The organism is Actinomadura graeca, assembly GCF_019175365.1.
Classification (GTDB): domain Bacteria; phylum Actinomycetota; class Actinomycetes; order Streptosporangiales; family Streptosporangiaceae; genus Spirillospora; species Spirillospora graeca.
This window is the reverse complement of sequence record NZ_CP059572.1, coordinates 4,629,144-4,654,135: the sequence shown is the minus strand read 5'-3', so window position 1 is coordinate 4,654,135 and position 24,992 is coordinate 4,629,144. Positions and strand designations below refer to the sequence as shown.

Below are 24,992 nucleotides of genomic sequence, written 5' to 3'. Positions count from 1 at the left end.
CCAACTCCCGGTGCCCCGGCAGGCGACGCGGCCGGTGCCGCAGCCGGTGCCGCGCCCGGCGATCCGGCCGGTGATCCGGCAGCGGCACCGGCCAAGTCGGGGATCGAGATGGCCCGCGAGGCGCTCGCCCAGGCGAAGGCCGACGCACTCAAGCGCGGCACACTCCCCGGCCAGGGGGGCAAGCGCAGGCAGACCAAGCTCGTCCGCGTGAGGGAGCCGGGACGTGGCGGCGATCCCAAGCTGTTCAGCGCGGCGATCCGCGAGCTCCTGTCGTCCCGGGGATGGGAGCAGCGGGCGGCCGTCGGAGGCGTGTTCGGGAACTGGGCGGGGATCGTCGGCCCGGAATTGGCAGAGCACACCCGTCCGGAGCACTTCGAGGAGGGTGTGCTGACCGTCGCGGCAGACTCCACGACCTGGGCGACACAGCTGCGGCTCCTGTCGTCCACACTCGTCCGGCGCCTGAACGAGGAACTCGGCCACGGCACCGTCAGCCGGGTCAAGGTGACCGGTCCCTCTTCTGGGCCGCGCCGCACGGGCGCCTGGCGTGTCCGCTGACCGCCGTCCGCCATCGGAAGGTGCCCCATCGAGCGCTCGGACGTGCCCCGGACGTACCACGGACGTGCCCCGAGTGCGCCTCAAACGTGCCCGAGGGCGCTTCGCGGCCGTCCGAAGGTGCCGCAGCGGTGCCGCATAGATGCCACAGAAGTGCCGCGAGCCCGCCGCAAGCCGGCCGCGAGACGTCGCAGGACACCGCACGGAACGTCGCGGACGGGCCGGAACGTTGTGGCCAGGTGTGACGGGATGTCAGTGGCCGGTGGGAACATCTGTTCGGGACACCAGGTGACGAGTTCAGCAGCGAGCGCGCCATAGGCCAGAGAACCCCCGGGGGGCTATGGGGGGATGTATGTCCAGGCCCGTTAAGCCGCCACACGCGCACACAGAGCCCGTGAGTGCCACTTTTCGCCGCGTGACCCGGTAGAATGAATCTGGGTTCAGGATGCTGCGCCGCCATGGGTCGCCCAGGGCTCTACCGAACACCTACAGAGCACATGGGCGCCCTTATGTGTGTTACGGGGCACACCGCGCTCCCTCGGGCGCGGGGGCGGCCGACTTCCCCGGCAGGAGGATCTCCTTTGGCGTACGACGCTAGTTCGATCACTGTCCTTGAAGGGCTTGAGGCGGTTCGCAAGCGCCCGGGCATGTACATCGGCTCGACCGGTGAGCGTGGCCTCCACCACCTCGTCTACGAGATCGTGGACAACGCGGTGGACGAGGCGCTGGCCGGCTACGCCGACGACATCGTGGTGACGCTGCTGGCGGACGGCGGTGTCAGCGTGCTCGACAACGGCCGTGGCATCCCGGTGGGCGAGCACCCTGTGGAGAAGCGGCCCGCCATCGAGCTGGTGCTGACCACCTTGCACGCGGGCGGCAAGTTCGACGGCAAGTCCTATGCCGTGTCCGGTGGCCTGCACGGTGTCGGCTCCGCGGTGGTGAACGCGCTGTCCACCCGGCTGGAGGCCGAGGTACGTGTCGACGGCCACGTATGGCGCCAGTCGTACACATGGCAGGGGCCCGAGACGGAGTTGCGCAAGGGTGAGGAGACCAGCGAGACCGGTACCCGCATCACCTTCTGGCCCGACCCCGACATCTTTGAGACCACCGAGTGGAACTTCGAGACCCTCTCCCGGCGCATGCAGGAGATGGCGTTCCTGAACCGCGGTTTGTCGATCACGCTGGAGGACGAGCGTCCCGAGCACAGCGACGGTGAGGAAGACGGCTCCCCGCATGTAGTGAAGTACCACTACGAGGGCGGCATCGAGGACTTCGTCCGCTACATCAACGCGCGCAAGGACGCCGCCCACGAGTCGGTGATCTACTTCGGCGACGACACCGAGGGCATGTCGGTCGAGATCGCCATGCAGTGGAACTCGTCCTACGCCGAGTCCGTCCACACCTTCGCCAACACGATCAACACGGCGGAGGGCGGCACCCACGAGGAGGGGTTCCGCGCGGCGCTGACCACGATCGTCAACCGGTACGCCCGTGACAAGGGGCTCCTGCGCGACAAGGACGACAACCTCACCGGCGAGGACGTCCGCGAGGGCCTCACCGCGATCATCTCCATCAAGCTGGCCGACCCGCAGTTCGAGGGCCAGACCAAGACCAAGCTCGGCAACACCGAGGCCAAGTCGTTCGTGCAGAAGGCGTGCAACGAGCACCTGCGGGACTGGTTCGAGGAGAACCCCGGTGAGGCCAAGGAGATCATCAACAAGGCGTCGCAGGCGGCGCGGGCCCGGGTGGCGGCGCGGCAGGCCCGCGACCTGACCCGGCGCAAGAGCCTGCTGGAGTCGACGTCGCTGCCGGGCAAACTGTCGGACTGCCAGTCCACCGACCCCTCCCGGTCGGAGCTGTACATCGTCGAGGGCGACTCGGCGGGCGGCTCGGCCAAGGGCGGCCGCGACCCGCACTTCCAGGCGATCCTCCCGATCCGCGGCAAGATCCTGAACGTGGAGAAGGCCAGGATCGACAAGATCCTGAAGAACAACGAGGTGCAGGCGATCATCACCGCCCTCGGCACCGGGGTCCACGACGAGTTCGACATCGCCCGGCTCCGCTATCACAAGATCATCCTGATGTCGGACGCCGACGTCGACGGCCACCACATCAACACGCTGCTGCTGACCCTGCTGTTCCGGTTCATGAAGCCGCTGATCGAGGCCGGGCACGTGTACCTGTCCCAGCCCCCGCTCTACAAGATCAAGTGGGACGCTCGGGGATCGGAAGCCGACTACGCCTACTCCGACGCCGAGCGTGACGCGATCATCGAGGCGGGCGTCGCGGCGGGCAAGCGCGACCCCCGTCCCCGCGACCTCGTCCAGCGCTTCAAGGGCCTCGGCGAGATGAACGCCAACGAGCTGTGGGACACCACGATGGACCCCGACAACCGGGTCCTGCTCCAGGTGCAGCTCGACGACGCCGCCCAGGCGGACGAGCTGTTCAGCGTGCTCATGGGCGAGGAGGTCGAACCCCGCCGGGAGTTCATCCAGCGCAACGCCAAGGACGTGCGCTTCCTCGACATCTGAGGTACTGGCCCGGGCCGGCCGTGAGGCGCCCGGGCAGGGGGCCGGGCACCGCGCCCGCGCCGCGTCGACCTGACTCCCGCAGGCGACCGTATTCCTTCCCATCAAGCAGAAGAGGTCTTGAGAGTGACGGACGTGACCACAGAGGGTGGGCAGCCGGGCGAGCGGATCGAGCCCGTCGACATCCAGGTCGAGATGCAGAAAAGCTATCTCGACTACGCGATGTCGGTCATCGTCGCGCGCGCGCTGCCCGAGGTCCGCGACGGCCTCAAGCCGGTGCACCGGCGCGTCCTGTATGCGATGTACGACGGCGGATACCGTCCCGACCGCGGCTACTTCAAATGCGCGCGCGTCGTCGGCGACGTCATGGGGAACTACCACCCGCACGGCGACTCCGCCATCTACGACGCCCTCGTCCGGCTGGCACAGCCCTGGTCGATGCGCTACCCGCTGGTGGACGGCAACGGGAACTTCGGGTCGCGGGGCAACGACCCGGCCGCTGCCATGCGGTACACCGAGTGCCGCATGGCGCCCCTGGCGATGGAGCTGCTGCGCGACATCGACAAGGAGACCGTCGACTTCTCCCCCAACTACGACGGCCGCTCGCAGGAGCCCGACGTCCTCCCGTCGCGGTACCCGAACCTGCTGGTGAACGGCTCGGCCGGCATCGCCGTCGGCATGGCCACCAACATCCCGCCGCACAACCTGCGCGAGGTCGCCGAGGGCGTCCAGTGGTACCTGGCGAACTACGGCGCGTCCGACGACGAGCTCCTTGAGGCGCTGATCGAGCGGGTCAAGGGCCCCGACTTCCCGACCGCCGGCCTCATCGTCGGGCGCAAGGGCATCGAGGAGGCGTACCGGACGGGCCGCGGCTCCATCACGATGCGGGCCGTGGTCGAGGTCGAGGAGATCCAGGGCCGCACCTGCCTGGTCGTCACCGAGCTGCCGTACCAGGTCAATCCCGACAACCTCGCTCTCAAGATCGCCGAGCTGGTCAAGGACGGCAAGCTCGACGGCGTCGCCGACGTCCGCGACGAGACGTCCGGGCGCACCGGGCAGCGCCTGGTGATCGTCCTGAAGCGGGACGCCGTCGCCAAGGTCGTCCTGAACAACCTGTACAAGCACACCCAGCTCCAGGAGACGTTCGGCGCGAATATGCTCGCGCTGGTCGACGGCGTGCCGCGCACCCTGCGCATCGACCAGTTCGTCCGGCACTGGGTCGCGCACCAGATCGACGTCATCGTCCGCCGCACCCGGTTCCTGCTCCGCAAGGCCGAGGAGCGCGCCCACATCCTGCGCGCCCTGCTCAAGGCGCTGGACCGCATCGACGAGGTCATCGCGCTCATCCGCCGCTCGCCGTCCGCCCAGCAGGCGCAGCAGGGCCTGATGAGCCTGCTGGAGATCGACGAGATCCAGGCGCAGGCCATCCTCGACATGCAGCTGCGCAAGCTCGCCGCCCTGGAGCGGCAGCAGATCATGGACGAGTACGACAAGCTCATGGCGGAGATCGCCGACTACAACGACATCCTCGCCTCACCCGAGCGGCAGCGCCGGATCGTCGGCGAGGAGCTCGCCCCGATCGTCGAGAAGTACGGCGACGACCGGCGTACCGAGATCATCCCGTTCGACGGCGACGTGTCGTACGAGGACCTTATCGCCGAAGAGGACGTCGTCGTCACCATCACCCGCGGCGGCTACGCCAAGCGCACCAAGACCGACCTGTACCGGGCGCAGCGGCGCGGCGGCAAGGGCATCCGCGGCGCGCAGCTCAAGCAGGACGACATCGTCGACCAGTTCTTCGTCACCACGACGCACCACTGGATCCTGTTCTTCACCAACAAGGGCCGCGTGTACCGTGCCAAGGCGTACGAGCTGCCGGACGCCGCCCGCGACTCGCGCGGGCAGCACGTCGCGAACCTGCTCGCCTTCCAGCCGGACGAGCACATCGCCCAGGTCATGGACCTGCGCGACTACGAGGTCGCGCCCTACCTCGTCCTCGCCACCAAGCGCGGCCGGGTGAAGAAGACCGCGCTGCGCGACTTCGACTCGCCGCGCACCGGCGGGATCATCGCGATCAACCTGGTCGGCGACGACGAGGTCATCGCGGCCCGGCTCGTCTCGTCCGAGGACGACCTGCTGATGGTCTCCACCGGCGCGCAGGCCATCCGGTTCCGCGCCGACGACGACTCGCTCCGCCCGATGGGCCGCGCCACGTCCGGCGTCATCGGCATGCGGTTCGAGGAGGACCAGGAAGTTCTCAACATGCTGGTCGTGCAGGATTCATCCCAGAATGTCCTGATCGCCACCGAGGGCGGCTATGCCAAGCGCACCGCCGCCGACCAGTACCCTCGCCAGGGTCGTGGGGGTAAGGGGGTCCTCACCGCTAAGATCGTGCAGACTCGCGGCAGGTTGGTAGGGGCCCTGATGGTCGGTCCCGACGACGAGGTGTTCGCGATGACGTCCAACGGGGGTGTCATCCGCACCACTGCGGCGGAGATCAAGCAGTCCGGCAGGCAGACCATGGGCGTCCGCCTGATGAACCTCGCCGATGGGGACAGCGTGGTCGCCATCGCGAGGAACGTAGAGTCCATGGTGGACGCGGAGGACGCGGAAGCCGATGGCGAGGCGGGCGACGTTGAGTGATGCGCCCGGCCTCATCACCGAGCCGGTAGGCCAGGAGGACACGTGAGCACGGAGCCCGGCAAGAGCAAAGGCGGGTCCGGCGCGGGCCGGAAGGGTCCCGCCGGGCGGTCCGGCGGAAGGCCGGGCAAGACCGTCGCCGCCGCTTCCGCCAAGCCCGGCCGGGACGAGGCGACCGTCGAGATCACCTCCGCGGACGAGACCAGGTCCGACCTCGCCAAGGTCGGGGACGAGACCGGGAAGGACTCCGACACGCCCGAGATCGCTCCGGTCGAGGACACCGCCGAGCCCCCCTCGGACCCGAAAGCGTCACCGGGTATGTCAGGTTCGGCAGGCACGTCGCCTTCTTCGCCTTCTTCGCCTTCCTCGGCTTCTTCGCCGGGAGCGGCGGGCTCCTCGAACTCGTCCGGTTCGTCGAGTTCGCCGCGAAGCGCGGGAGGTGCGGAGAACTCCACGGGCTCCACGGGCTCCACGGGCTCCACGGGCTCCACGGGCTCGGGAGGTTCCGCGGGCTCGGTAGGTTCCGCGGATCCCGTCGGGTCGATAGCGCCGGTGAGCCCGTCGGCCGCGCCCAGCGCGCCGGTGTCGAGCCCGGCGTCTGCGTCGGCTGCTTCGAGTTCCTCGGCACCCGGTGACTCGCCGACGCGGGGCTCGGGAACGCCGAGCACGTCCGGTTCCGCCAGTCCGACTCCGGGCTCTCCGGGCTCTCCGGGGTCGTCGGGATCGTCGCGAACGTCCGGCTCCTCGCCGACCTCTGCCGGTTCGTCGAGTTCTCCGGGATCGTCCGGCATTCCGGCTTCGTCCGGCTCCTCTGGTCCCTCCTCGAGCTCCTCGACGCCGTCCAAGGGCACCCCGGTCCCCTCCCGGGGCCCCGCGGGCTGGGCGAGGCCCTCCGAGCCGTCGGGCTCGGTGTCCAGGGACCGCACCGAGAAGCGGAGCAGGCCGTTCGGCCGACGCGACACGTCGGCGTCGCCCGCCTCGGGCAACTCGAAGCCGAGGAAGTCCCCTGTCTCCGGGTTCGCCGGGACCGTTCTCAAGGACCGCCCCGTCCCGGCGACGACCACGGTCAGCACGACCGGCGACAAACCGGCAGTGAACACTAAACCGGCGCGCAAGGCCCAGCTCCAGCTGGCGCGGCTCGAGCCGTGGTCGGTGATGAAGTTCAGCTTCGTGATGTCGGTGGTCTGCTTCGTCGTCCTGCTGGTCGCCGTCACCGTCCTGTACATGATCCTGGCGGGGCTCGGCGTGTTCGACGCGATCAGCGACACGATCAACAGCCTCACCAAGCAGCAGGGGGAGACCACGGGCGGCGTCGACGCCGGCAGCTGGTTCTCGTTCTTCCGCGTCTTCGGCTACACGGTCCTGGTAGGCGCGCTGAACGTGCTGCTCATCACCGCCCTCTCGACGGTCGGCTCCGTCATCTACAACCTCGCGGCCGATCTCGTCGGCGGCGTCGAGGTGACCCTCAAGGAGGCCGAGTAGCGTCCTGCGCGGCGCCTCGGCGGCGGCCCCAGGCCGGTAGTGCTGACCAGTGGATCCACGCCGGGGACGCCTTGCCACGACGGCCCTAATCGATTTCCGGTTGCCGCGCCGTATGGGGTAATCTCTCGTTGCGTCGCCACGGCGACGGCAACCCGGGCCTATAGCTCAGTCGGTTAGAGCGCATCCCTGATAAGGATGAGGCCGGTGGTTCAAGTCCACCTAGGCCCACCAACCTCGAAAAGCCCTCGCCGGTGTCGGCGGGGGCTTTGCTCATGGCCCCTCCAGCGGGTCGGCATGGGCGCGACTCGACGGCGAGGTCGTCGCCGTTTTCCCACCTTGAACGACTGATCATGGTTCGTCTCCTTGTGTGCGGACCTTGGTGGGCTTGATGCACCTGTACTCGATTGCGGTGTCCTGCCTGGTCGCGGGGGCGCTCCTTCTCGGTGTGGGCTGTGGATGACTCTGCGGGAAGCGGCCATCCTGGGGATCGTCCTGCGGAAAAGATGGGGACGCACCTTTCCCCAGGGGTGTGAAGTACTTTGTCCACAGGCTGTGGATTGTGGAAGTCGGGCTTCGGACATGTCTTTCTGACCAGCGCTGATGTGTGTTCTCCCAGGAGAACGCACAGGAGCTCACCGGTGGACGACGGCGGGGCTTCCTCCGCCCACACCTGGGGACGAGAGTTATCCACAGGCTCTGGACGGGTGGGCCTCCTCGCTGAGCGCGGTGCCCGTGCCGGGTCGGCCCTTGTTCGATGGCTTGGCGAACTCGGGTTCCGAGTCGCGTTCGGGGGCATCGGGAGCCTCCGCCCGGACGATCTGCGGCGTTCGGGCTAGCCGCCGCAGCGATCCCGCCTTGTGGCATGGTTGGCGTCGGTGGCGAAGTCCCGCCGATCGCACAGGGCGCCGCCGGTACTTCCGTTATCCACAGTCTGTGGACAGCGGCGGCGAACGTTCGCAGACGGGTGGCCGTCGCAGGCTTACCGGCCCGGCGGCGCCGAGGGGTATCTAGTCAAGCTTGACTACATAATCCGAGTCGTCTTACGGTGCCCGCATGGCTGAGACGATGATTCCGATCTTCCCTTGCCGCTCGATCGACGGGACCTGGGAGTTCTACCGGGCGCTCGGCTTCGAGCAGACGGGCAGGCAGACCAGGCCCAATCCCTACCTCTCCGTCCGCCGGGGGGACATCGAGCTTCAGTTCTTTGGGTGGAAGAAGCACGATCCGTCCACGTCCATGCATATGTGTTACGTCATGACCACTGATGTCGAGGCGCTCTACGAGTCGTTCCGCAGCGGCCTCAAGGGCGTTCTGGGACGGGTGCCGACGCGGGGTCTGCCGAGGATGAACGTTCTGAAGGACATGCCTTACGGGGTGCGGCAGTTCCTCATCACGGATCCTGACGGCATCCAGCTCCGCATCGGCCAGCCGATCGAGGGCGGCGAGCTGCCTGCCCCTAAGGGAAAGGTCGCGAGGAGCCTTCATACGGCGTCGCTCCTGGCCGACTCGAAGGAGGACCACCGCGCGGCCGCGAGGGTTCTCGATCACCTGCTCGCCTCCGATGAGCCCCTGACGGCGTCCGACCGGGTGAAGGCTCTCGTTATGCGTGCTGACATGGCCGTCCACCTCGAAGATTGGACGCTTGCGCACGATCTGGTCGCCGAGGCCCGCGCTGTGGCCCCTCCTGACGGGAACGACGTGAAAGACGAACTCCGTCGCCTGGACGATCTGGCCGCCGCGCTCGCTCGGCCGTCTCCGTAGCGGCGGGTGCTTCCACCCTCCTTGACTAGACAGACTTGTCTGTCTAGTGTCGGGTCAACGATAGACAGACCTGTCTGTCTGCTTGGATCTCTGGAGGTAGTGGCATGACGCGGACACTGGTCGTCCTGGCCCATCCCGACTTTGGCGCGTCACGGGTCAACGCCGCGCTGGCGGACGGGATCCGTGACCTGCCTTGCATCACCGTCCACGACCTGTACGCCGCATATCCGGATCTGCGCATCGACGTGCCGCATGAGCAGCGGCTGCTGGCGGACCACGAACGGGTGATCCTTCAGTTCCCCTTCTACTGGTACTCGGTCCCGCCGCTGCTGAAGAAGTGGCTGGACGAGGTCTTCGAGCGCGGCTGGGCTTACGGGCCGGGCGGCGAGGCGCTGCGCGGCAAGCGGCTCGGACTCGTCACCACGGTGGGGGGCGGCGCGGCGCTCTACCGGCCGGACGGCCTCAACCGCTTCCCCGTGACCGATCTGCTGCTGCCTTGGGACGCGACGGCGAACCTCACCGGCATGGACTACGAGCCGCCGTTCGTCGTGCATGGCGCCGCGTCCATCGGCGATGAAGAACTGGCCGAGCAGGTACGGCACTATCGCCGCCTGCTCACCGGCACGGGTATCAGGGCTGCGGCCTGAGCCGGGGAGGGCTGTGATGCGAATCGTCGTGATCGGTGCGACCGGCACCATCGGCGCCGCGGTGGTGCGCCTGCTGGAGAAACGGCACGAGGTCGTCCGGGTCTCCAGGCGGGGACCGGTGCGTGCCGACCTGGAGGACCCGGCATCGATCGACGCGCTGTTCGAGACCGTCCACGACATCGACGCGGTCGTGTGCTGCGCGGCGAGTGTGGCGCTCACCCCTCTGGACTCGGACGCCGATGTCATCGCCGGCCTTCGGGGCAAGCTCTTCGGCCAGGTGCATCTCCTGCGGCGGGCAGTGGACCATGTCCGGGACGGCGGCTCGGTCACGCTGACCAGCGGTGTCATCGACCGTCCCACGCCCGGTGCCTCGTTCGGCGCACTGGCCAATGCGGGCCTGGAGGCTTTCGTGCGGGCCGCGGCGGACGAGATGCCGCGCGGTATGCGGGTGAACGCCGTCGGACCCGGCTGGGTGGCCGAGACGCTGGAGGCCCTTGGACGCGATGCCGCCACCGGGACGCCCGCCGCCGATGTCGCGCTCGCCTACGCCGAGGCGGTCGAGGGCGACGCACAGGGACGGACCTTCCGTCCGCTGCGCGGCTGAGGGTCCACGGACGGTGCATCGGCACCTGACCAGACCGACCGGTCTGTCTGTACGATGGCGGCAGTGGGAGGAGCCGTCCGATGTCCATCAAGACGCGCGAGCCGGCCCGGGATCGGATCATGCGGAGCGCGACCGCGCTCTTCTACGCCCACGGTGTCCGCGGCGTCGGCATCGACCGCATCATCGCGGATTCGGGCGTGGCCAAGGCGACCCTCTATGCGCACTTCAAGTCTAAGGACGACTTGGTCCTGGCCTTCCTGAGGGATGCCGACGAGAAGTGGCGGGCGATGCTGCGCGACGCGGCGGCGGCCGCGGGCGACGACCCGCGCGAGCAACTGGTGGGCCTGTTCGACGCGGTCGAGGCGGCGAGCGACGACCAGGGCCGGTACCGGGGATGCGCGTTCATCAACACGGCGGGCGAGTCGCTGCCAGGCACGCCCGTCCACGAGGCCACGGTCGCGCACAAGCGGGCCGTGCGTGCCTGGGTCCGCGAACTGGCCGCCGGCGCCGGTGCCGCGGACCCGGCGCTTCTGGCGCGCCAGCTGACCGTCTTGCTCGACGGTGTGATGTCCGCAGCGGCCGTGGAGTCGGTGCCGGACATCGTCCCGGCCTCCCGCGAGGCGGCCCGCGCCATCGTGGACCGCTGCCTCTGACGTCGTCGGCAGGCCAGGCTCGTCGGGCGCCGCCAGCGTGGTGTCGGAGCCCGGTCGTGGTCCGCAGCTTCGACTGTTCACAGGCAGTGCTTCTGGGGACACACTGGGGATTTCCGGTGGGCACAGCTATCCACCGTCGAGGCCGGGTTGTGGAGGCCCACTGCCCACAGGGTGTGAGCGGAGTGTGTACAAGCGCCTGCGGAAGGGCTCATCTCCGCAGCTCAGAAGCTTTTCCACCGCGTGGATAAGTCTGCTCGGTGACGGCGCGTGTCTGGGGAAGAATGGTGGACGGCGAATCCGGGCGTGATCACCAGGCTGTGCACCGAAGTTATCCACAGGTTGTGGATGGCGATCGCATCGGCTCCGTGGTGTGAAAGCTTGAGGGCACCACGGCCTGAGGCGGTCCACAACCCCCGTGCCTGGGGATTTCCTTGTGGACTGTCAGTTCTCTTGCCTGCTGACGGGGGCGGGAGGATGTGGGCGACGTTGCCCCCAGCCTGTGGACAAGTGGCCGGAAGGCCCCGAGTGCGGGATGGGGAGGGCGATGTTCCCGGTTGATCTGGACATGATCCCGTTCAGTGCGACTCGTCCCCGCCGTGACACCGGGCCCGATCGGCGCCGCGCCACGCCCGGAAGGCACGGCCTTGCGCGCATACGATGGGCCGGTCCTGAGGCACGCCGTGGCCGGACGTGTGGCGTCCGGCGAGGTGGCGGACCACCCCCGACCTGCGAACACCAGTTCGAATGCGTGCTAGGCTCGCGGACTTATGGGGCACCTTCTGAACGAGCCCGTCCTGGCCGAGCAGGACCCGGCCGGACGTCTCACCGCGTACGAATGGCGTGGGGCGCGCTACGCCGTCGACGAGGTACTCAAGACCTACGGGTCGCCCCAGGACGGCCGGGTCTACCGGGTCCGCGTCACGGGCGCCGAGGGTGTGGCCGTCGCGGAGCTCGGCCGTGACGCGGACCAGTGGCGGCTCCGGCACATCTTCTCGGCCTGACCGTCCCGCCGCGCGGGCCCGGGACCGGGCCGTCTGGACGCGTGTCGACGGGATCCAGGGGGCTTCGCTCGACCTGCTGAGCGCCCGTTTCGGACGGCAGCACTACGCGCCGCACACGCACGACGAGTTCGCCATCGGAGTGTGCGTCGACGGGCTGGAGACGATGCGGTACCGCGGCGAGAGGCTGTACTCGAACGCGGGCAGTGTCGTCGTGATCGAGCCCGGGGAAACGCACACCGGCGGCCCGGCAGGCCCGGACGGCTATGCCTACGTGGCGCTGTATCCGCGAGTCGAACTTCTGGACGGAGCCACGGGATCGGCGGAGACACCTGTCCCGGCACACTTCCGTCACCCGGTCATCGACGATCCGGGTTTGGGCGCGGCCCTCCGGCTGGCCCATCGCGCCCTGCGCCTCCGCGAAGATCCTTTGGAGGGCGAGAACCGCCTGCTCGGAGTCCTCGGCACACTCGTCCGGCGGCATGCCGTCACGGGTCCGCGGCCCGCGGGCGGCGCCCGTCCAGAAGCCGGGCGGATCGCCCGTACGGTCGCGACGCGCCTCGCCGACGAACTCGCCGCCCCGCCGACGCTCGCCGAGATGGCGGCCGACCTCGAACTGTCCCGCTACCAGTTGCTGCGCGCGTTCCGCGGTGCCATGGGGATGCCGCCGTACGCGTGGCTCGCGCAGCACCGGGTGACGCGCGCGCGGGCGCTCCTGGACATCGGGCACCGGCCCGCGGAGGCGGCGACCCTCGTCGGGTTCGCGGACCAGGCGCATCTCACCCGCTGGTTCCGGCGTGTCCTCGGCGTCACGCCGGGCGCGTACCGCAACAGCGTTCAAGACAGGGGGAACCGCAGCCCCGCACCCTGAACCGGTACCCCGCCCGGTGTCATGGCCGGGGCCCATCCGCCGGGCAGGGGCGGAGAGGACGAACGGAGGACGTGGTGAGTCGCCGCGGCTGGGTGCTGTTCGCGCTGATGAGCGTGCTGTGGGGCATCCCCTATCTCATGATCAAGGTGGCGGTCGAGGGCGTCTCGGTACCCGTGCTCGTCTTCGCGCGGACCGCGCTCGGCGCCGTCCTGCTGCTGCCCCTGGCGGTGCGCGCCGGAGGGCTGGACGCCATTCGCCGGCACTGGCGCCCGCTCCTGGCGTTCGCGGCGCTGGAGATCCTCGGGCCCTGGGCGCTGCTGTCGGACGCCGAGCACCGGTTGACCAGCTCCATGACCGGACTGCTGATCGCCGCCGTCCCCATCATCGGGGTGCTGCTCGCGAGGCTCACCGGGGACGCCGAACGCCTCGGCCCGATCCGCTGGGCGGGTTTGCTGATCGGGCTGGGCGGCGTCGGTGTCCTCGCCGGGCCGCATCTCGGCGGCGGCGACACGTGGGCGCTCGGCGAGGTCATGCTGGTCGCGCTCGGGTACGCGACGGCACCGCTCATCGCGACCCGGCGGCTCCAGGACCTGCCGAGCCTGCACCTCGCCGCGTCGTCGCTCGCCCTGGCGGCGCTCCTCTACGTCGTCCCCGCGGCCGCGACGTGGCCGGACGAACTGCCGAGCGGGCGCGTCCTCGCCGCGCTGGCCGGCCTCGGGGTCGTGTGCACGGCGCTGGCGTTCCTGGTGTTCTTCGAGCTCATCCGGGAGGTCGGCACTTCGAGGGCCATGGTCTTCACCTACGTGAACCCGGCGGTCGCGGTCGCCGCCGGAGTCCTCTTCCTGGACGAGCCGCTCACCTCGACGATCATCGCCTCGTTCGCCCTGATCCTCTGCGGCTCCGTCCTGGCCACCGCCCGCCGCGCCCCAGCCGAACCCGCGGCGGTTCCGACCGAGTCCGCGGCGGTTCCGACCGAGTCCGCGGCGGTTCCGACCGAGTCCGCGGCGGTTCCGGCCGAGCCTGCGGCGGTTCTGGCCGAGTCCGCGGCGGTTTTGGCCGAGCCTGCGGTGGTCTCGGTCGAATCTGCGGCCGTCCTTGCCGAGTCCGCGGTAGTGCCTGCCGAGTCCGCAGCCGCCGCGGCCGAGTCCGCGGCCATTCCGCTCGAACCCGCGGCCGTCCCGCTCGAACCCGCGGCCGTCCCGCTTGAAACCCTGTCCGTCCCGCTCGCGCCTGCGGCTGTCTCGGGCGAGCCTGCCGCCGACCCTGCCGAGTCTGCGGGGGTTTCCGAGAGTGTGGACGGGCCGCCGGTTCCGGGTGCGGGGTCGGCGGCCCGCCGGGATGTGATCAGCGAAGGGTGACGATGAACGTGCCTGCCTCTCCGATGTTGCCCGCCGGGTCGATCGCGCGGTATTCCACCGTGTGCCGTCCCTTGCCGATCCTGCCGTAGGTGAGGCTGTCGATCATGGTGCCGGTGTCGCTGAAGCGCCAGGGAGCGGCCGAGTCGGTCGGCCAGCCGAAGTAGTTGAACCAGCCGTCGCCGTCCACGCGGAACTCTGAGACGACCACGCCCGGACGGTCGTCCGCGCCGGTCAGCCGCATGGTGAACGGGCCGTCGAACTCGTACTCGGGGGTGCGGCCCGCGCGCGCTCGCGCGGCCTTGGAGAGTTCGTATTTCACGGTCGGGCGGTGGGCGTCGACCGTCCACGTGCGGCTCTTGGGACCGATCCGCGCGACGAGTTGATGCGTGCCGTCGGACAGGTCGAGGCGCCGCAGGTCGATGTCGCGTTCGCTCCCGCGCACGCGGTCCCCGTCGAGTTCCCACTCGATCGCCGGGATGGACTTGGTCGGATGTGTCGTCTCGGCGTAGACGACGCTCCGGCCGCCCACCGGCTGGTCGACCGGCGTGGAGGACGAGAAGTCGGCGGGCACGTCCGCCGGTGGTGTCTCGATGCCGGTGTCCACGGTCCAGGTGCGTGCTTGGGTGAGTGCGGCGGACGACTGGATGGCTGGGTCGCGGACGAAGTCGGTGGGGTCGGTGACCGTGGCCGTGACCTTGTGCGTGCCCTTCGTCAGGTGCAGCTGTGACAGATCCAGGTTGGCACCCCCTTCCACGGACTTCCCGTCGACCGTCCATGTGATGGACAGCTGGTGCCCGGTCGGATGGAGCGTCTCCAGCCAGAGGACACGGTCGGCGCCCACCGGCTGGTCCGTGGGCGTGTGCGCCTGGACGAGGTTGACCTTGGCGGAGATGCGCTCGGTCATCCGCTCGCGTGAGACCTGGTCGAAGTAGTAGCCGAGGGTCTTCATCATGGAGTGCTGGCTGGGCCTCCACACGCCCTTGCTGAAGTAGAGCCCGCCCTCGTAGCGGCCGATCGTCCCGCCCGATTCACTGCGTTCGCCTAGCCAGCGCCACCACTTCTTCTTCTGCGCCTTCATTGCCTGCTCGGTGAGCAGCGTGTGGTGGATGGACCCGGGCTCCGTTCCCGTGTAGGTCCCGCCAGGCACGCCACGTTGGTAGTAGTCGTATTCGTCGTCCAACCCACCGAGCGAGTGGCCGAGCTCGTGCGGGGCGATGAGCGCCGACAATGCGTTCCCGCCCGAGGCCGTCGCGTATTCGCCGCCTGCACCGCCGTAGGTGTCGCTGTTGGCCAGGGCGAGGATCTGCCGGTTTCCGGTGGTCGAGCCAGGCACGAGGTCCGCGTAGGTCTTGGCCGCGCCGGCGTCCATGACGAGGAGGCGCTGGACGCCGTCCTGCCGGCAGCCGCTCCAGAACGCCATGCTCAGCGGGGTCTTGCGGCGCGGCGAGGACAGTTGCGGGTCGCAGCTCACCCCCGACTCCTGCGAGGGGATCTCGACCGCGTACACATTGACGTAGCTGCGGTACGACTTGAACGGCTCGATCGTCCACAGGTCGTTCAAATGCTCGGCCAGGTGGGCGCGGAACTTCGGCATGTCCGCCGCCGTATAGCCGTCACCCATGATCACCAGGTTGAAGCGCTTGGACGGGTCGCCGGTGACCTGGATCGGCACCACCTTCGCGTCCGCCGGCACCACCCTCACGTCCGCCTGCGCAGGCGCCGCCGCCAGGGGCAGGACGGCCGCGGCCACCACCCCGATCGCGCCTGCCTTACCTCTCACCATGTACGGACCTCCTTGGGAGCACACAAGGCGGGCGGGGTCGGCCTGGGGGGACGGCGCGCCCGGCTCGTACCGCTGATCAAGCGGGACCCCGATGTACCGCGGGTGGAACCCCCATGTCAACGCTTCTCGCGTTGTCCGGCAGCCAGCTCCCGGGTGATCCGCCGGCCGCCCATGCGGCGCTGGACGGCGGCCGCGAGCACCGGAGCGGCCCCGCCGAGGATCGCGCCGAGGCGCAGCCCGAGGGGCGCGACGTCGATCTCGGCGAGGTTCTTGTCGATCGCGCGGATTGTCGCCTCTGCCACGTCTCGCGGCGTTCGTGTGCCGATGCCGCGGGGCAGTGCGACCCCCGCGTCCGCGAACATGCCCGCGTCCCGGATGAAGCCCGGGAAGACCGTCGACACCCCGACGCCGTGCGGCCGCAGGTCCTCACGCAGCGCCAGCGCGAAGCCCCGGAGCCCGAACTTCGTCGCGTTGTACAGGGACGCCCGCCCGGACGCCGCCTTCCCGGACAGCGATGAGACGAAGACCAGATGACCGCGGCCACGATCGGCCATTCTCTCGCCCGCGAGCTTCGCCATCACGATCGGCGCGCGCAGGTTCACCTGCAGCGCGCGGTCGATCTCGTCGATCGAATAGTCCGACAGCAGCCCGGAGGCCGGGAGCGCGGCGTTCGCGATCAGTACGTCCACATCGCCCGCCTCGTCCAGCAGGCTCTCGGCCGCGCCGCGGTCGGCCAGATCGGCGGTGACGACCCTGCCGCCGAGGCGTGCGGCCAGCGGCACCAGCACCTCGGTCCGCCGCCCGGTCAGCACGACCCGCCCGCCGCGCGCGGCCAGCGCCTCCGCCAGCGCCCCGCCGATCCCCCCGGACGCGCCCGTCAGCAGGACATTCGCTCCGCGCAGCTCCATGGCGCAGATGATGACGGCTCACATCCCGATCCGCCACAGCAACAGGATGATCGACGACAGCACCAGCCCCGCCGTTCCCAGCGGCACCTCGCCGAGCGCGATCATCGCGGTGCAGCCGGTCGCGGTCAGGCCGGCGACCACCACCATCCCGCGCCCGCCGGACGCCTCGTCGTCCGGCGTGCCCGAGTCGAGTTCGCGCTCCCAGAGCCCGAAGTCGTCCTCTGCCATCGGCACTCCCGAAGGTCGTCCCCGGATTATCCGGTCATCTTGGCGTCCCGGCGAGGTGGCGGCGGCGTGACACCCTCCGCACCCCGTGAATTGGACGTCTGATCCGATAACGGTGACCTGGTGCGGATCGGCCGTCAACGGTTGCTAGGCTGCGGAGAGCCCGGGGGGAGCAGACACCGATCCGCCACTTCCCGGGTTCGGCTTCATAACCGAGGTGAAGGGGTCCCCATCGTGAAGAAGCTACTCATCCTCGCCGTCGTCGCCCTCGGTGGCTTCGCCGTCTGGCGCCGCCTCCAGCAGGACCGCGCCGAGCTCGACCTGTGGACCGAGGCCACGTCGTCCGACAGCTGAGACGCCGGCGACAGTCCCGCGAAGCGCGGACGTCCTGACTTCGAGGGAGGCCCCGGCGTGAGCGAAGCAGATCCGATCACCATCGCCTGCCTCGATCTCGCCGGGACCACTGTCGCCGATGGCGACATCGTCGAGACCGCCTTCGCCGAGGCGATCGCCGCGCTGGGGATCGCCTCCGGTACGGCCTCGCACGAGCGGGCCATGTCCCGCGTCCGCGAGTCGCGGGGCGGCTCCAAGGCCGAAATCTTCCGCTCGCTCTTCGAGGAACCCCGCGCCCTGGCCGCGAACCTGGCCTTCGAGCAGTCCTACGACCAGCTCGTCGACCGGCACGGCCTGCGACCCGTACCCGGCGCCGACCGCGCCATCGAGCGCATCCGCGACGCCGGGGTCCGCGTGTGCCTGCTCACCGGCTTCGCCCGCAGCACCCAGGCCCGCATCCTCGACACCCTCGGCTGGTGGGACCGCGCCGACCTCACCCTGTGCCCCGAGGACGTCGCCCGCGGGCGTCCCTGGCCCGACCTCGTCCTGACCGCGGCGCTCCGCCTCGGTGCCGACGACGTCCGCCATGTCGCCGTATGCGGCGACACCGCGAACGACATGCGCACCGGCCGCCGCTCCGGCGCGTCGATCGTCGCCGGGGTCCTCACCGGCGCCCACGACCGCGGCCGCCTGCTCGCCGCCGGGGCCACCCACGTCCTGCCCAGCGTCGCGGCCCTCCCCGACCTCATCCTCGCCGGGGCCCCGGCCCCGCTGGACGACGCCGTCACCGCCGACCACGGCTGAACCGGCCCGAGGACCCCATCCGGTGCCTCGATGAAAAGGCCGGGGAGAAATGGCTTCTCGTCGTGACGGCCCTCTTTATCGGGACGCTTCCGCCGTCAGAGCCGAAATCCCGCGGACACCCACCTTGTCGATCATCCGGTGTGCGGGAGTTCGAGGACGATCCGTTTCCCGGAATCCCTGTTCCCGGACTCGGGGACCATGGCGAGCCGACGCCACGCGGTGGCCCAGCGCTGCAGATCCTCGGCCGTTCCTCCGAGGGCCCGGACGAGCGCCTCCACGTGATCGAGCTTTGCGGGCATCGTCGCGCTGGTCAGCATATTCCTGAACGTCGAATAGGAGATCCTCTTGTCGCTGCGGCGCTCCAGTTCCCGGTAACTCGGATTGCCCGCCCACACCCGGTACGCGCGCATCGTGTCGGCGAACATCGCCTTCGTGGACGCCATCATCGGGTCCGGCCGCAGCGGCTTGCGCGTCTTCGGAAGGCACGCGTCCGGAAGGTCCGGGATGACCGCGGGTGGCGGTGGCGGCGACCCGGCGGACGGGTCGCCCTCGGGCTCGCGCGCGTCGTCCCCGGCCGTACCGTCCCCCTCGTCGGGCAGGGACGGCGCCCTGGCCGGCGGCGGCATCTCCGGGAGGTGCGGCCTGGACGTCCGGTGCTGCCCGAGGCTCCGGGTGACGCCACGCCGCCGATGGTCCAGCCCGCGCAGGCGCTGGGCGAGAAGTTCGTCCAGCTCGTACAGCTCGGCGAGACGGTTGAACAGCTGCCGGGCCGTCGTGATCCTGTCGATCGCCTGGCTGGCGCGGCAGAGCATGAGGATCTGCTGGATATGGGCCCAGACGGCAGGTCCCGGCTGGTAGCTGCCGGACAGCAGCCGCCACACCTCCTGCACGGGGACGGACGCCACGGACGCGATGACCCCGACACCGTCGGCGCCGCTCAGCCGGTCCAGCTCGTACTGCACCGACGCGCTGATGAGCAGGCCGAGCTCGGCCTTGGTCTGGAGGATCCGCTCCTGCACGTCACGGCGGCGGGTGCGCGCCGCGGCCTCGGTGAGGGTCTCGATCTGTAAGTGCCGGTGGTCCTCGAAGTCCCGCGGGTCGGCCGGGCGCGCCCTCACCTTCCCCATCCGGCACCTCCCCGGCCGTCGCTGATCAGCCGGCGGAGCACCTCGGCGCCGCCCACCATCATGAGGGTGACGGCCGCCGCCTCCCGCGGCGGCACCCCCCGCCCGCCCAGCGCCAGGAAGACGGTGAGGTACATGCCCACCGCCCCCAGCCAGACCAGGTCCCGCGCCGGGTCCCCGTCGTGCGGATCACCCTCGTACGGGGTGCGGAAGCGAGGAGCACTCATGTTCCTTCTCCAATGCCTGTGGAATTGACCCACCGTGCTACGGGCGGAAAGTTGATCGAAGGGCGCGCGCGAGTGGAAGATCGCATTGTTGTTACCGGCCCCCAAGCGCTCATAGTGCACGATCGGGCCCGTCACGTCACGTGAATCCCCGAAAGATCCTCCCTCTATGACCGTCCGCCATAGAGTTCCGAATTCGGGAGAAGAAAGATCGTTTCAAGGTGTTCAAGAATGTTGAACAATGATGCGCGATGATTTCCGAGGGTGCGACTTCGACCCGCCGTAGATCTAATAACCCGCGGGACGTCGGAAGGCGGCCCGGCAAGGTCCGATGCTTGTTCCTGTGCTACGGGCGGGCGAGGACTGAACACGGGCGGGCTCATGTGGAAGTGGCCCCGCCGTCCAGACGGGGCCGAGGGATGGATCCCTCGGCCCTGCCCCCGCCCCGCCACAGGGACCGGGACGCTCCGACCCGGGCGCCACCGGGCCCCCGCCCTGGCCCCGTTCGCGCCCTCGCAGCGACCCCCACAAGGGGGACATGCCCGAAAAGCCCCTGCCCTGACGACGGTGTACGATCGACACCGATCGCGCCGTCCTGACGTCGCCGCAGGTGAGCAGCGGGTTGACGCGGGGCCTTAGCTCAGTTGGTAGAGCACCGGCTTTGCAAGCCGGGTGTCAGGGGTTCGAATCCCCTAGGCTCCACCTGCGAAAACGCCCCCGTCCGGATCACGGACGGGGGCGTTCGTGCGATAAGCGTGCGATTAGGCCACCGGGACGAGTACGCCACCAAGACCGCCGTCATCCTCGTCATCGCCGCCGCCCCGCTCCATCTTGATCTTGTCGTTGAGTGCATCAGCGATAGCGCGTCCCGCCTCCGAGGTCGAGTGCTGATAGATCATCGCCGCGCGGACGCTGTCATGTCCCATCCGGTCCATGAGGTCGCGCAGGCTCGCCCCGCTCTGCGCCGCGAGGGTGTTGCCCGTGTGCCTGAGGTCGTGGAAATGGAGGCCGGGCAGGCCGACCGTTTCCACTGCCAGCGCCCATCGTGACGCGCGCCGAAAGTTGCCGCGCCGCAGCACGCCGCCGTTGGGCCCCGCGAAGACGAGCGCGGAAGGATCACGGCCCACGTAGTCGTTCAGGTGCTCGCAGATCAGCGGCACGATCCCAACAGGGAAGCTCACGGTGCGCTTGCCAGCGCGTGACTTGGGCGGCCCGATGACGAGGGCGCCAGTGTCGAGTTCGAGGTACTGCCGCCGCACGGACACTGCACATGCCGCTGTGTCGATGTCCAGCCGACGAAGCGCCACAGCCTCGCCCCATCGAAGACTCGCGAAGGTCGTAAGCAGCACCAGGGCGCGGTACCGGTCGTCATGCTCGACAGCGGCGTATCCCTCCACAGCGAGGTTCCACAGCACTTGCTCGGCCGCCTGACGGTCGGGAAGAACCTGCGGAAACGCCCGCGTGTCCGCGTCCAGGAGCCGGTACCTGAGCTGGTAACCGCCGGATGCCAGCTTGCGGATGTTGCCTACCGGATGACGCCCAAGCAGCTCCGCCAGCTCGAAGACCTGGGCCAGCGTGAGGACGGGGCGTTCTTCCGGCGTCTCGTCACCGGCGCCTTTGATGCGGCATGGGTTGCGCGCGATCATGCCGTCCTCTTCAGCCGCCGTCATGAGCACGGCCCGCAGCAGCCGGTAAGCCTTCGCGGTCACGCTTGCCGAGATCCCAGAGTCGAGGAGTACCGTCCGCCACTCCCGGACCATGCTCGTGGTGATGTCACCGACCGACACGCCGCCCAGGTGCGGACCGATCAGGTTTCGCAAGAGCCGCTCGTACAGCTCCACCGTGCGTGGCCGCAGGCCGGGCCGCTCCTTGATCCATTTCGCCGCGTAGACGCCCAACTTGACCTTCGCGCGCTCGGGGTCGATCCACTGCCCCTGGATCATCTGCGCTTCGACCAACGAGAGGAATCGTTCGGCGTCGCCCTTGCGCTCGTACGTCTCCGGCGCGTACCGCCGCTTGCCATCAGGTCCGAGGTAGCTTGCCTGATAGCGCCCCGAGGGCAGCTTGCGGACACTGCCGAAACGGCGATGTCCGTCCTTGTTCGCCACTATGCAGCCCTCCAGGCGTCGGATGCGGTCATGGGTTCGACCAATCCGGCCGCGATGAACTCGCAGAGCGCAGATTCGGGGATGCGGACGAAACGTCCGACTCTGACGAAGCGGATGCGCCGTTCGGCGATGAGTCGACGCGGGAACCGCTGCGAGGTGTTGAGGTACTCGGCCGCTTCCGCCACGGTCAACAGCCACTCTTTTGAAGGGGGGTCCGTTCGTCTGGTCACGCTGCCTCCGCAGTTGCCGGAAGTTGTGAGGTGGGGTTGTGGGTGGCCTGGTCGAGTTGGGCGCGTCGGGTGAGTCGTTCGGTGATGAGGAGTTGGAGGCGTCGTTCGATGGGCTTGACGTCGGGATCGGCGGGTCCGGCGCGTTCCCAGACGTGGGCGGTGTTCGGGTCGGCCGGGTTGGACACGGGGATTCCGGCCTCTGCCAGCCGTGCGAGCACCCAGGCTTTGCGGTCGGCTTTGTGGTCGGCCAGGGTCTTGCCGGACCACTTGCGCGAGACCAGCACGCGGCGACCGCCGTAGCCGAGATGCTGGCGCCGGTGTGCCTTGCCCTTGCAGAACCCCGGAGCCATGCCCCGCCGGGGGTTCTTGGGCTGGATGCCGTAGCGCAGCCAGTTCGCGCACGTCGGGGAGCACGGCTCATAGCGCAGCGTCTCGGCCATCCGGTCCAGGTGCTCACGCTGCCGGCCGGTGTCTGCCTGGTGGCATTCGGCGACGCCCTTGACCAGGTACTTGGTGAGGTAGCCGATCAGCTTTCGTGACTGGGGTGTGTCGGCCATGACGCCTTGCGCGTCGATCTGCCGCCCGAACCGCAGCACATGCAAGGGTTCGGCGTTCTCGTCCTGGCCCAGTTCGTCCAGGGCGTCGTCCCAGTTGGGCAGTACCGCGCCGGTGGCCGGGTCGACATATCCGCCGCCCTCGCCCGCGGCCTGGTCCCAGACCGGCAGCCGATCCCCTTCGTAGACGACCCGGTCGGTGGAGGGCCACCACACCTGGTGGTAGGTCGCGGCGACGACCTGGCGTAGTTCGGTGCGGGAGATGGTTCCGCGGATCGCCATGTGCAGGTGCGGCGCCAGCCGCCGTTGCGGTTCCACGGTGGCGAAGTACTGGACGTCGTAGCCGACGAACCTTCTAAGGTTCTGGACGAACCGGTCGACCAGCTTGGAGAAGTGCAGGGCATCGCGCGCGGCCCGGGTGTAGTCGTAGGTGGCGGGATCGACCGGTGTTCCGTCCGAGCGGACCCGACCGTAGGAGTCCAAGGTCAGGGTCAGGAACAGCGAGGGCCGGAAGGTCTTGCCGTCACGGCCCCGGAACACCTTCCCCACGGTGCGGGAGTCGACCGGGCGTCGAGGCAGATCGGGCGCGTCCTGCCTTCGGCGAGTCGAACGGGTCCGCCGGCCTTTGCCGTCCTCGCCCGTCTTGAGGGTGCCTCGCACGCCCGAGCGTTCGATCTCTACATCCAGTTCCCGCACCACTCCCTCCCAGAACTCCACCCCCTCACCGTGCGAGGAACCGGTCTCGGCGGCGTGGTCGCGTTCGGTCTGGGCCCGCGCCCGCAACCCCATCAGCGCCCGCTGCTGGGTGTCGGACTCGGCGCGCGTGATGACCGGTTCCTCGGTCAGGTGCCAGCCCTGGTTGCACTGGACCGCGCGGAGCTTGCGCTTGCGTTCGGCGCACGAGGGACACACCGAGGCCAGGGTGTGGTTGCACGGGACGTAGACCACTTCGGAGTCGCCGGTGGCCAGGTCGACCCGCCGCATGGGCACTGGCCGGATGCACACCCCGTGGTCGACGGCGACCGCCTCCAGTACCCCGCGCGCCAGCGGAGGCAGCGTCTTGACCACCGCACCGGGGCCGGGTTCGGAGTCCTCGGCCGCAGGCGCGCCGGAGCCGTCCAGGGAGAGCTGTGTCATGCGGCCTCACCGGCGTCCAGCTCCGGCACACCGAGCGTGACCATGGTGCGGATGTCGTCGTCGCCGACGTAGGCGGCGCGGACGCGGACCGGGTCGGGGGTGGTCTCCAGCCGGACGAACCCCACTCCCGCGCCGATGTGCGGGACGGAGGAGATCTGGTCGGCCAGGGCACCCCGGTCGCGGGCACCATCGCCCAGCACCATGTCGACCTGTTCGTCTTCGTCCAGGCGCAGCGCGATCCGGTCGGGGAACAGGTTGCGCAGGTTGTTGACCTCTTTGCGCGCGTCCTGCTGAGCGCCGATCACGCAGTACCCCACCGACCGGCCCTGACTGGTCAGCACCGCCAGCGCCGCCTCAGCCCGCTTGCGCAGGTCGCGTTGGGGGCAGTAGGCGGTCAGGAACGCCAGCTCATCCACCACCACAACCCGGAACGGATGCTCCAGCGAGGGTGTGAACGAGCGGGTCACGCCCGCGAACTGCTCGGCACGGGCGTTCATGTCCCGGGCCGCCGCCTCCAGCAGGTCGACCATGCCGCCCTTGGGGTCATCGCTGTAGCGGCCGTAGCGTTCGAACAGGGGACGCCCGAACGACAGCTCCATCCGCTTGGGGTCGATGGCCCAGACCTCCACCAGGCCCGCCAGCATTAGCGGCAGTACCGCGCGGACGGTCGACCAGATCACCGAGCCCTTCCCCGCACCCGTCGCGCCCGCGATCAGCACGTGCGTACCGAGGAGCCGCAGCCGCCATGGCGAGCCGTCCTCTACCCGTCCGATCTCCAGCGCCGACAGGTCGACGTCCGCAGCGTCCGGGACGGGCAGCGCGGGGATGGGGACGGCCAGGGCGTCATGTCGGACGAACTCCAGCCAGATCCGTCCCGGACGGTCCCCTTCCCGGACCCGGACCAGGGTGGCGCCGAAGCCGTGCGCGAGGTTGACCGCGACCCGTTCCCACGCATCCGGTGCCTGTCCTTTGAGCATCCGGACCAGGACCCGGTCCGAGGCCGGGCCGCAGCGGACCCGCACCAGCGAGGGCAGGTACTCGCGGCCCTTGTGGGTCTTGGTGAGTCCAGCGGTGACCAGGACGGGTTGCCAGTCACGCCGGTACACCATCGCCAGCCGCCACCGCGCTTGCGCCGGACGGACCGCGCAGCAGACGAAGGACGGACGGTCCGCCGCAGCCCACACCCCGGCCCCGATCCCGGCCAGGACCAGGAAGACGAGGGGGACGGCCCAGCCGCAGCGGACGCCCAGCCAGCCCAGCCCGCCGACCACGGTGACCGGGACGATGTTGCGGACCAGGAACACCACCGTCCGCACCAGCGCGCGGACGAGGTTGACGAGCAGGACCAGGCCCTCAGGCATGTGCCAGACCGGCGGGGCCCATTTGGGTGCGGCGAAGGGGTCGGTCTGTGCTTGGACGGCGACGTTTTCGCCGGGTCCGAGCTTGCGGAACTCCCAGGACATACCCT

23 protein-coding genes and 2 tRNA genes are annotated in these 24,992 nt (G+C 69.5%); 15 read left to right on the top strand and 10 right to left on the bottom strand.

Features of this window, described 5'->3' with window-relative positions:
* Positions 1–108 precede the first annotated feature (108 nt).
* The 3 genes from AGRA3207_RS20620 (at position 109) to gyrA (ending at position 5,723) form a co-directional block, all read left to right on the top strand.
* Positions 109–555, top strand: coding sequence for a DciA family protein (locus AGRA3207_RS20620; protein WP_231328684.1), 447 nt, complete (start codon positions 109–111; stop codon positions 553–555).
* Positions 556–1,154: 599 nt separating this feature from the next.
* A complete protein-coding gene (gyrB, locus tag AGRA3207_RS20615) occupies positions 1,155–3,083 on the top strand; it encodes a DNA topoisomerase (ATP-hydrolyzing) subunit B (RefSeq protein ID WP_273700061.1) in 1,929 nt (642 codons plus the stop codon).
* Positions 3,084–3,206: 123 nt separating this feature from the next.
* Positions 3,207–5,723, top strand: coding sequence for a DNA gyrase subunit A (gene gyrA / locus AGRA3207_RS20610; RefSeq protein ID WP_273699433.1), 2,517 nt, complete (start codon positions 3,207–3,209; stop codon positions 5,721–5,723).
* Positions 5,724–5,737: 14 nt separating this feature from the next.
* Here gyrA and AGRA3207_RS20605 read toward each other — a convergent pair whose 3' ends face one another.
* Positions 5,738–6,784, bottom strand: coding sequence for a hypothetical protein (locus AGRA3207_RS20605; RefSeq protein ID WP_231328682.1), 1,047 nt, complete (start codon positions 6,782–6,784; stop codon positions 5,738–5,740).
* A 28-nt stretch (positions 6,785–6,812) separates the two neighbouring features.
* On the opposite strand from AGRA3207_RS20605, the gene AGRA3207_RS20600 reads away from it, so the two are divergent.
* The 9 genes from AGRA3207_RS20600 to AGRA3207_RS39855 all read left to right on the top strand — a co-directional run bounded on the left by AGRA3207_RS20600 (position 6,813) and on the right by AGRA3207_RS39855 (position 14,094).
* Positions 6,813–7,202, top strand: coding sequence for a DUF3566 domain-containing protein (locus tag AGRA3207_RS20600; RefSeq protein WP_231328681.1), 390 nt, complete (start codon positions 6,813–6,815; stop codon positions 7,200–7,202).
* A gap of 154 nt (positions 7,203–7,356) precedes the next feature.
* Positions 7,357–7,433 (top strand) — tRNA-Ile (locus AGRA3207_RS20595).
* Positions 7,434–8,255: 822 nt separating this feature from the next.
* Positions 8,256–8,963, top strand: a complete 708-nt coding sequence (locus AGRA3207_RS20590) for a bleomycin resistance protein (RefSeq protein ID WP_231328680.1) — start codon at positions 8,256–8,258, stop codon at positions 8,961–8,963.
* 104 nt (positions 8,964–9,067) lie between these two features.
* Positions 9,068–9,610: an NAD(P)H-dependent oxidoreductase gene (locus tag AGRA3207_RS20585; RefSeq protein WP_231328679.1), complete on the top strand. Its 543-nt coding sequence runs from the start codon at positions 9,068–9,070 to the stop codon at positions 9,608–9,610.
* 16 nt (positions 9,611–9,626) lie between these two features.
* Positions 9,627–10,214 (top strand): short chain dehydrogenase, encoded by a 588-nt coding sequence (locus AGRA3207_RS20580; RefSeq protein ID WP_231328678.1) that lies wholly within the window; start codon positions 9,627–9,629, stop codon positions 10,212–10,214.
* A gap of 80 nt (positions 10,215–10,294) precedes the next feature.
* Complete coding sequence (locus tag AGRA3207_RS20575; protein WP_231328677.1) at positions 10,295–10,867, top strand: TetR/AcrR family transcriptional regulator; 573 nt, start codon at positions 10,295–10,297, stop codon at positions 10,865–10,867.
* Positions 10,868–11,634: 767 nt separating this feature from the next.
* On the top strand, positions 11,635–11,868 hold the full coding sequence (locus AGRA3207_RS20570) for a hypothetical protein (protein WP_231328676.1): 234 nt from the start codon (positions 11,635–11,637) through the stop codon (positions 11,866–11,868).
* Positions 11,825–12,736 carry an AraC family transcriptional regulator gene (locus tag AGRA3207_RS20565; RefSeq protein ID WP_231328675.1) on the top strand — a complete coding sequence of 304 codons (912 nt, stop codon included), beginning with the start codon at positions 11,825–11,827 and terminating at the stop codon, positions 12,734–12,736. The genes AGRA3207_RS20570 and AGRA3207_RS20565 overlap by 44 nt, the downstream gene beginning before the upstream one ends.
* Before the next feature lie 74 nt (positions 12,737–12,810).
* Positions 12,811–14,094, top strand: a complete 1,284-nt coding sequence (locus AGRA3207_RS39855) for an EamA family transporter (RefSeq protein ID WP_273699432.1) — start codon at positions 12,811–12,813, stop codon at positions 14,092–14,094.
* Here AGRA3207_RS39855 and AGRA3207_RS20555 read toward each other — a convergent pair.
* The 3 genes from AGRA3207_RS20555 to AGRA3207_RS20545 all read right to left on the bottom strand — a co-directional run bounded on the left by AGRA3207_RS20555 (position 14,081) and on the right by AGRA3207_RS20545 (position 17,013).
* On the bottom strand, positions 14,081–15,877 hold the full coding sequence (locus tag AGRA3207_RS20555; protein ID WP_231328674.1) for a M64 family metallopeptidase: 1,797 nt from the start codon (positions 15,875–15,877) through the stop codon (positions 14,081–14,083). The two genes, AGRA3207_RS39855 and AGRA3207_RS20555, sit on opposite strands and share 14 nt — an antisense overlap.
* Positions 15,878–15,993: 116 nt before the next feature.
* Positions 15,994–16,785, bottom strand: coding sequence for an SDR family NAD(P)-dependent oxidoreductase (locus AGRA3207_RS20550; RefSeq protein ID WP_231328673.1), 792 nt, complete (start codon positions 16,783–16,785; stop codon positions 15,994–15,996).
* Positions 16,786–16,803: 18 nt separating this feature from the next.
* Positions 16,804–17,013: a hypothetical protein gene (locus AGRA3207_RS20545; RefSeq protein ID WP_231328672.1), complete on the bottom strand. Its 210-nt coding sequence runs from the start codon at positions 17,011–17,013 to the stop codon at positions 16,804–16,806.
* A 231-nt stretch (positions 17,014–17,244) separates the two neighbouring features.
* Between AGRA3207_RS20545 and AGRA3207_RS20540 the strand changes: the two genes are divergently transcribed.
* Complete coding sequence (locus AGRA3207_RS20540; protein ID WP_211238580.1) at positions 17,245–17,364, top strand: DLW-39 family protein; 120 nt, start codon at positions 17,245–17,247, stop codon at positions 17,362–17,364.
* Positions 17,365–17,421: 57 nt separating this feature from the next.
* Complete coding sequence (locus AGRA3207_RS20535) at positions 17,422–18,147, top strand: HAD family hydrolase (protein ID WP_231328671.1); 726 nt, start codon at positions 17,422–17,424, stop codon at positions 18,145–18,147.
* Between the two features lie 131 nt (positions 18,148–18,278).
* On the opposite strand, the gene AGRA3207_RS20530 is transcribed toward AGRA3207_RS20535, so the two are convergent.
* On the bottom strand, positions 18,279–19,274 hold the full coding sequence (locus tag AGRA3207_RS20530; RefSeq protein ID WP_231328670.1) for a hypothetical protein: 996 nt from the start codon (positions 19,272–19,274) through the stop codon (positions 18,279–18,281).
* Entirely contained in the window at positions 19,262–19,498 is a 237-nt protein-coding gene (locus tag AGRA3207_RS20525; RefSeq protein ID WP_231328669.1) for a hypothetical protein, read from the bottom strand. Before AGRA3207_RS20525 ends, AGRA3207_RS20530 begins: the two co-directional genes overlap by 13 nt.
* Before the next feature lie 626 nt (positions 19,499–20,124).
* Here AGRA3207_RS20525 and AGRA3207_RS20520 point away from each other — a divergent pair.
* Positions 20,125–20,197: transfer RNA gene (locus AGRA3207_RS20520), tRNA-Ala, on the top strand.
* 59 nt (positions 20,198–20,256) lie between these two features.
* On the opposite strand, the gene AGRA3207_RS20515 is transcribed toward AGRA3207_RS20520, so the two are convergent.
* From AGRA3207_RS20515 to AGRA3207_RS20500, 4 genes are read right to left on the bottom strand one after another with little or no spacing between them, the layout of a single operon-like run.
* Complete coding sequence (locus tag AGRA3207_RS20515; RefSeq protein ID WP_231328668.1) at positions 20,257–21,603, bottom strand: tyrosine-type recombinase/integrase; 1,347 nt, start codon at positions 21,601–21,603, stop codon at positions 20,257–20,259.
* On the bottom strand, positions 21,603–21,833 hold the full coding sequence (locus AGRA3207_RS20510) for a helix-turn-helix domain-containing protein (RefSeq protein WP_231328667.1): 231 nt from the start codon (positions 21,831–21,833) through the stop codon (positions 21,603–21,605). Before AGRA3207_RS20510 ends, AGRA3207_RS20515 begins: the two co-directional genes overlap by 1 nt.
* Positions 21,830–23,524, bottom strand: a complete 1,695-nt coding sequence (locus tag AGRA3207_RS20505; protein ID WP_231328666.1) for a replication initiator — start codon at positions 23,522–23,524, stop codon at positions 21,830–21,832. The genes AGRA3207_RS20510 and AGRA3207_RS20505 overlap by 4 nt, the downstream gene beginning before the upstream one ends.
* Positions 23,521–24,987: an FtsK/SpoIIIE domain-containing protein gene (locus tag AGRA3207_RS20500; RefSeq protein WP_231328665.1), complete on the bottom strand. Its 1,467-nt coding sequence runs from the start codon at positions 24,985–24,987 to the stop codon at positions 23,521–23,523. Before AGRA3207_RS20500 ends, AGRA3207_RS20505 begins: the two co-directional genes overlap by 4 nt.
* Between the last annotated feature and the right edge of the window lie 5 nt (positions 24,988–24,992).

Bases quoted from the DNA above. Each gene is read 5' to 3' on its own strand.
- AGRA3207_RS20620 (WP_231328684.1), top strand. From the start codon at position 109: ATGGCCCGCGAGGCGCTCGCCCAGGCGAAGGCCGACGCACTCAAGCGC.
- AGRA3207_RS20505 (WP_231328666.1), bottom strand. From the start codon at position 23,524: ATGACACAGCTCTCCCTGGACGGCTCCGGCGCGCCTGCGGCCGAGGAC.
- AGRA3207_RS20500 (WP_231328665.1), bottom strand. From the start codon at position 24,987: ATGTCCTGGGAGTTCCGCAAGCTCGGACCCGGCGAAAACGTCGCCGTC.
- AGRA3207_RS20530 (WP_231328670.1), bottom strand. From the start codon at position 19,274: ATGGGGAAGGTGAGGGCGCGCCCGGCCGACCCGCGGGACTTCGAGGAC.
- AGRA3207_RS20545 (WP_231328672.1), bottom strand. From the start codon at position 17,013: ATGGCAGAGGACGACTTCGGGCTCTGGGAGCGCGAACTCGACTCGGGC.
- AGRA3207_RS20580 (WP_231328678.1), top strand. From the start codon at position 9,627: ATGCGAATCGTCGTGATCGGTGCGACCGGCACCATCGGCGCCGCGGTG.
- AGRA3207_RS20575 (WP_231328677.1), top strand. From the start codon at position 10,295: ATGTCCATCAAGACGCGCGAGCCGGCCCGGGATCGGATCATGCGGAGC.
- AGRA3207_RS20570 (WP_231328676.1), top strand. From the start codon at position 11,635: ATGGGGCACCTTCTGAACGAGCCCGTCCTGGCCGAGCAGGACCCGGCC.
- AGRA3207_RS20550 (WP_231328673.1), bottom strand. From the start codon at position 16,785: ATGGAGCTGCGCGGAGCGAATGTCCTGCTGACGGGCGCGTCCGGGGGG.
- AGRA3207_RS20590 (WP_231328680.1), top strand. From the start codon at position 8,256: ATGGCTGAGACGATGATTCCGATCTTCCCTTGCCGCTCGATCGACGGG.
- AGRA3207_RS20525 (WP_231328669.1), bottom strand. From the start codon at position 19,498: ATGAGTGCTCCTCGCTTCCGCACCCCGTACGAGGGTGATCCGCACGAC.
- AGRA3207_RS20585 (WP_231328679.1), top strand. From the start codon at position 9,068: ATGACGCGGACACTGGTCGTCCTGGCCCATCCCGACTTTGGCGCGTCA.
- AGRA3207_RS20555 (WP_231328674.1), bottom strand. From the start codon at position 15,877: ATGGTGAGAGGTAAGGCAGGCGCGATCGGGGTGGTGGCCGCGGCCGTC.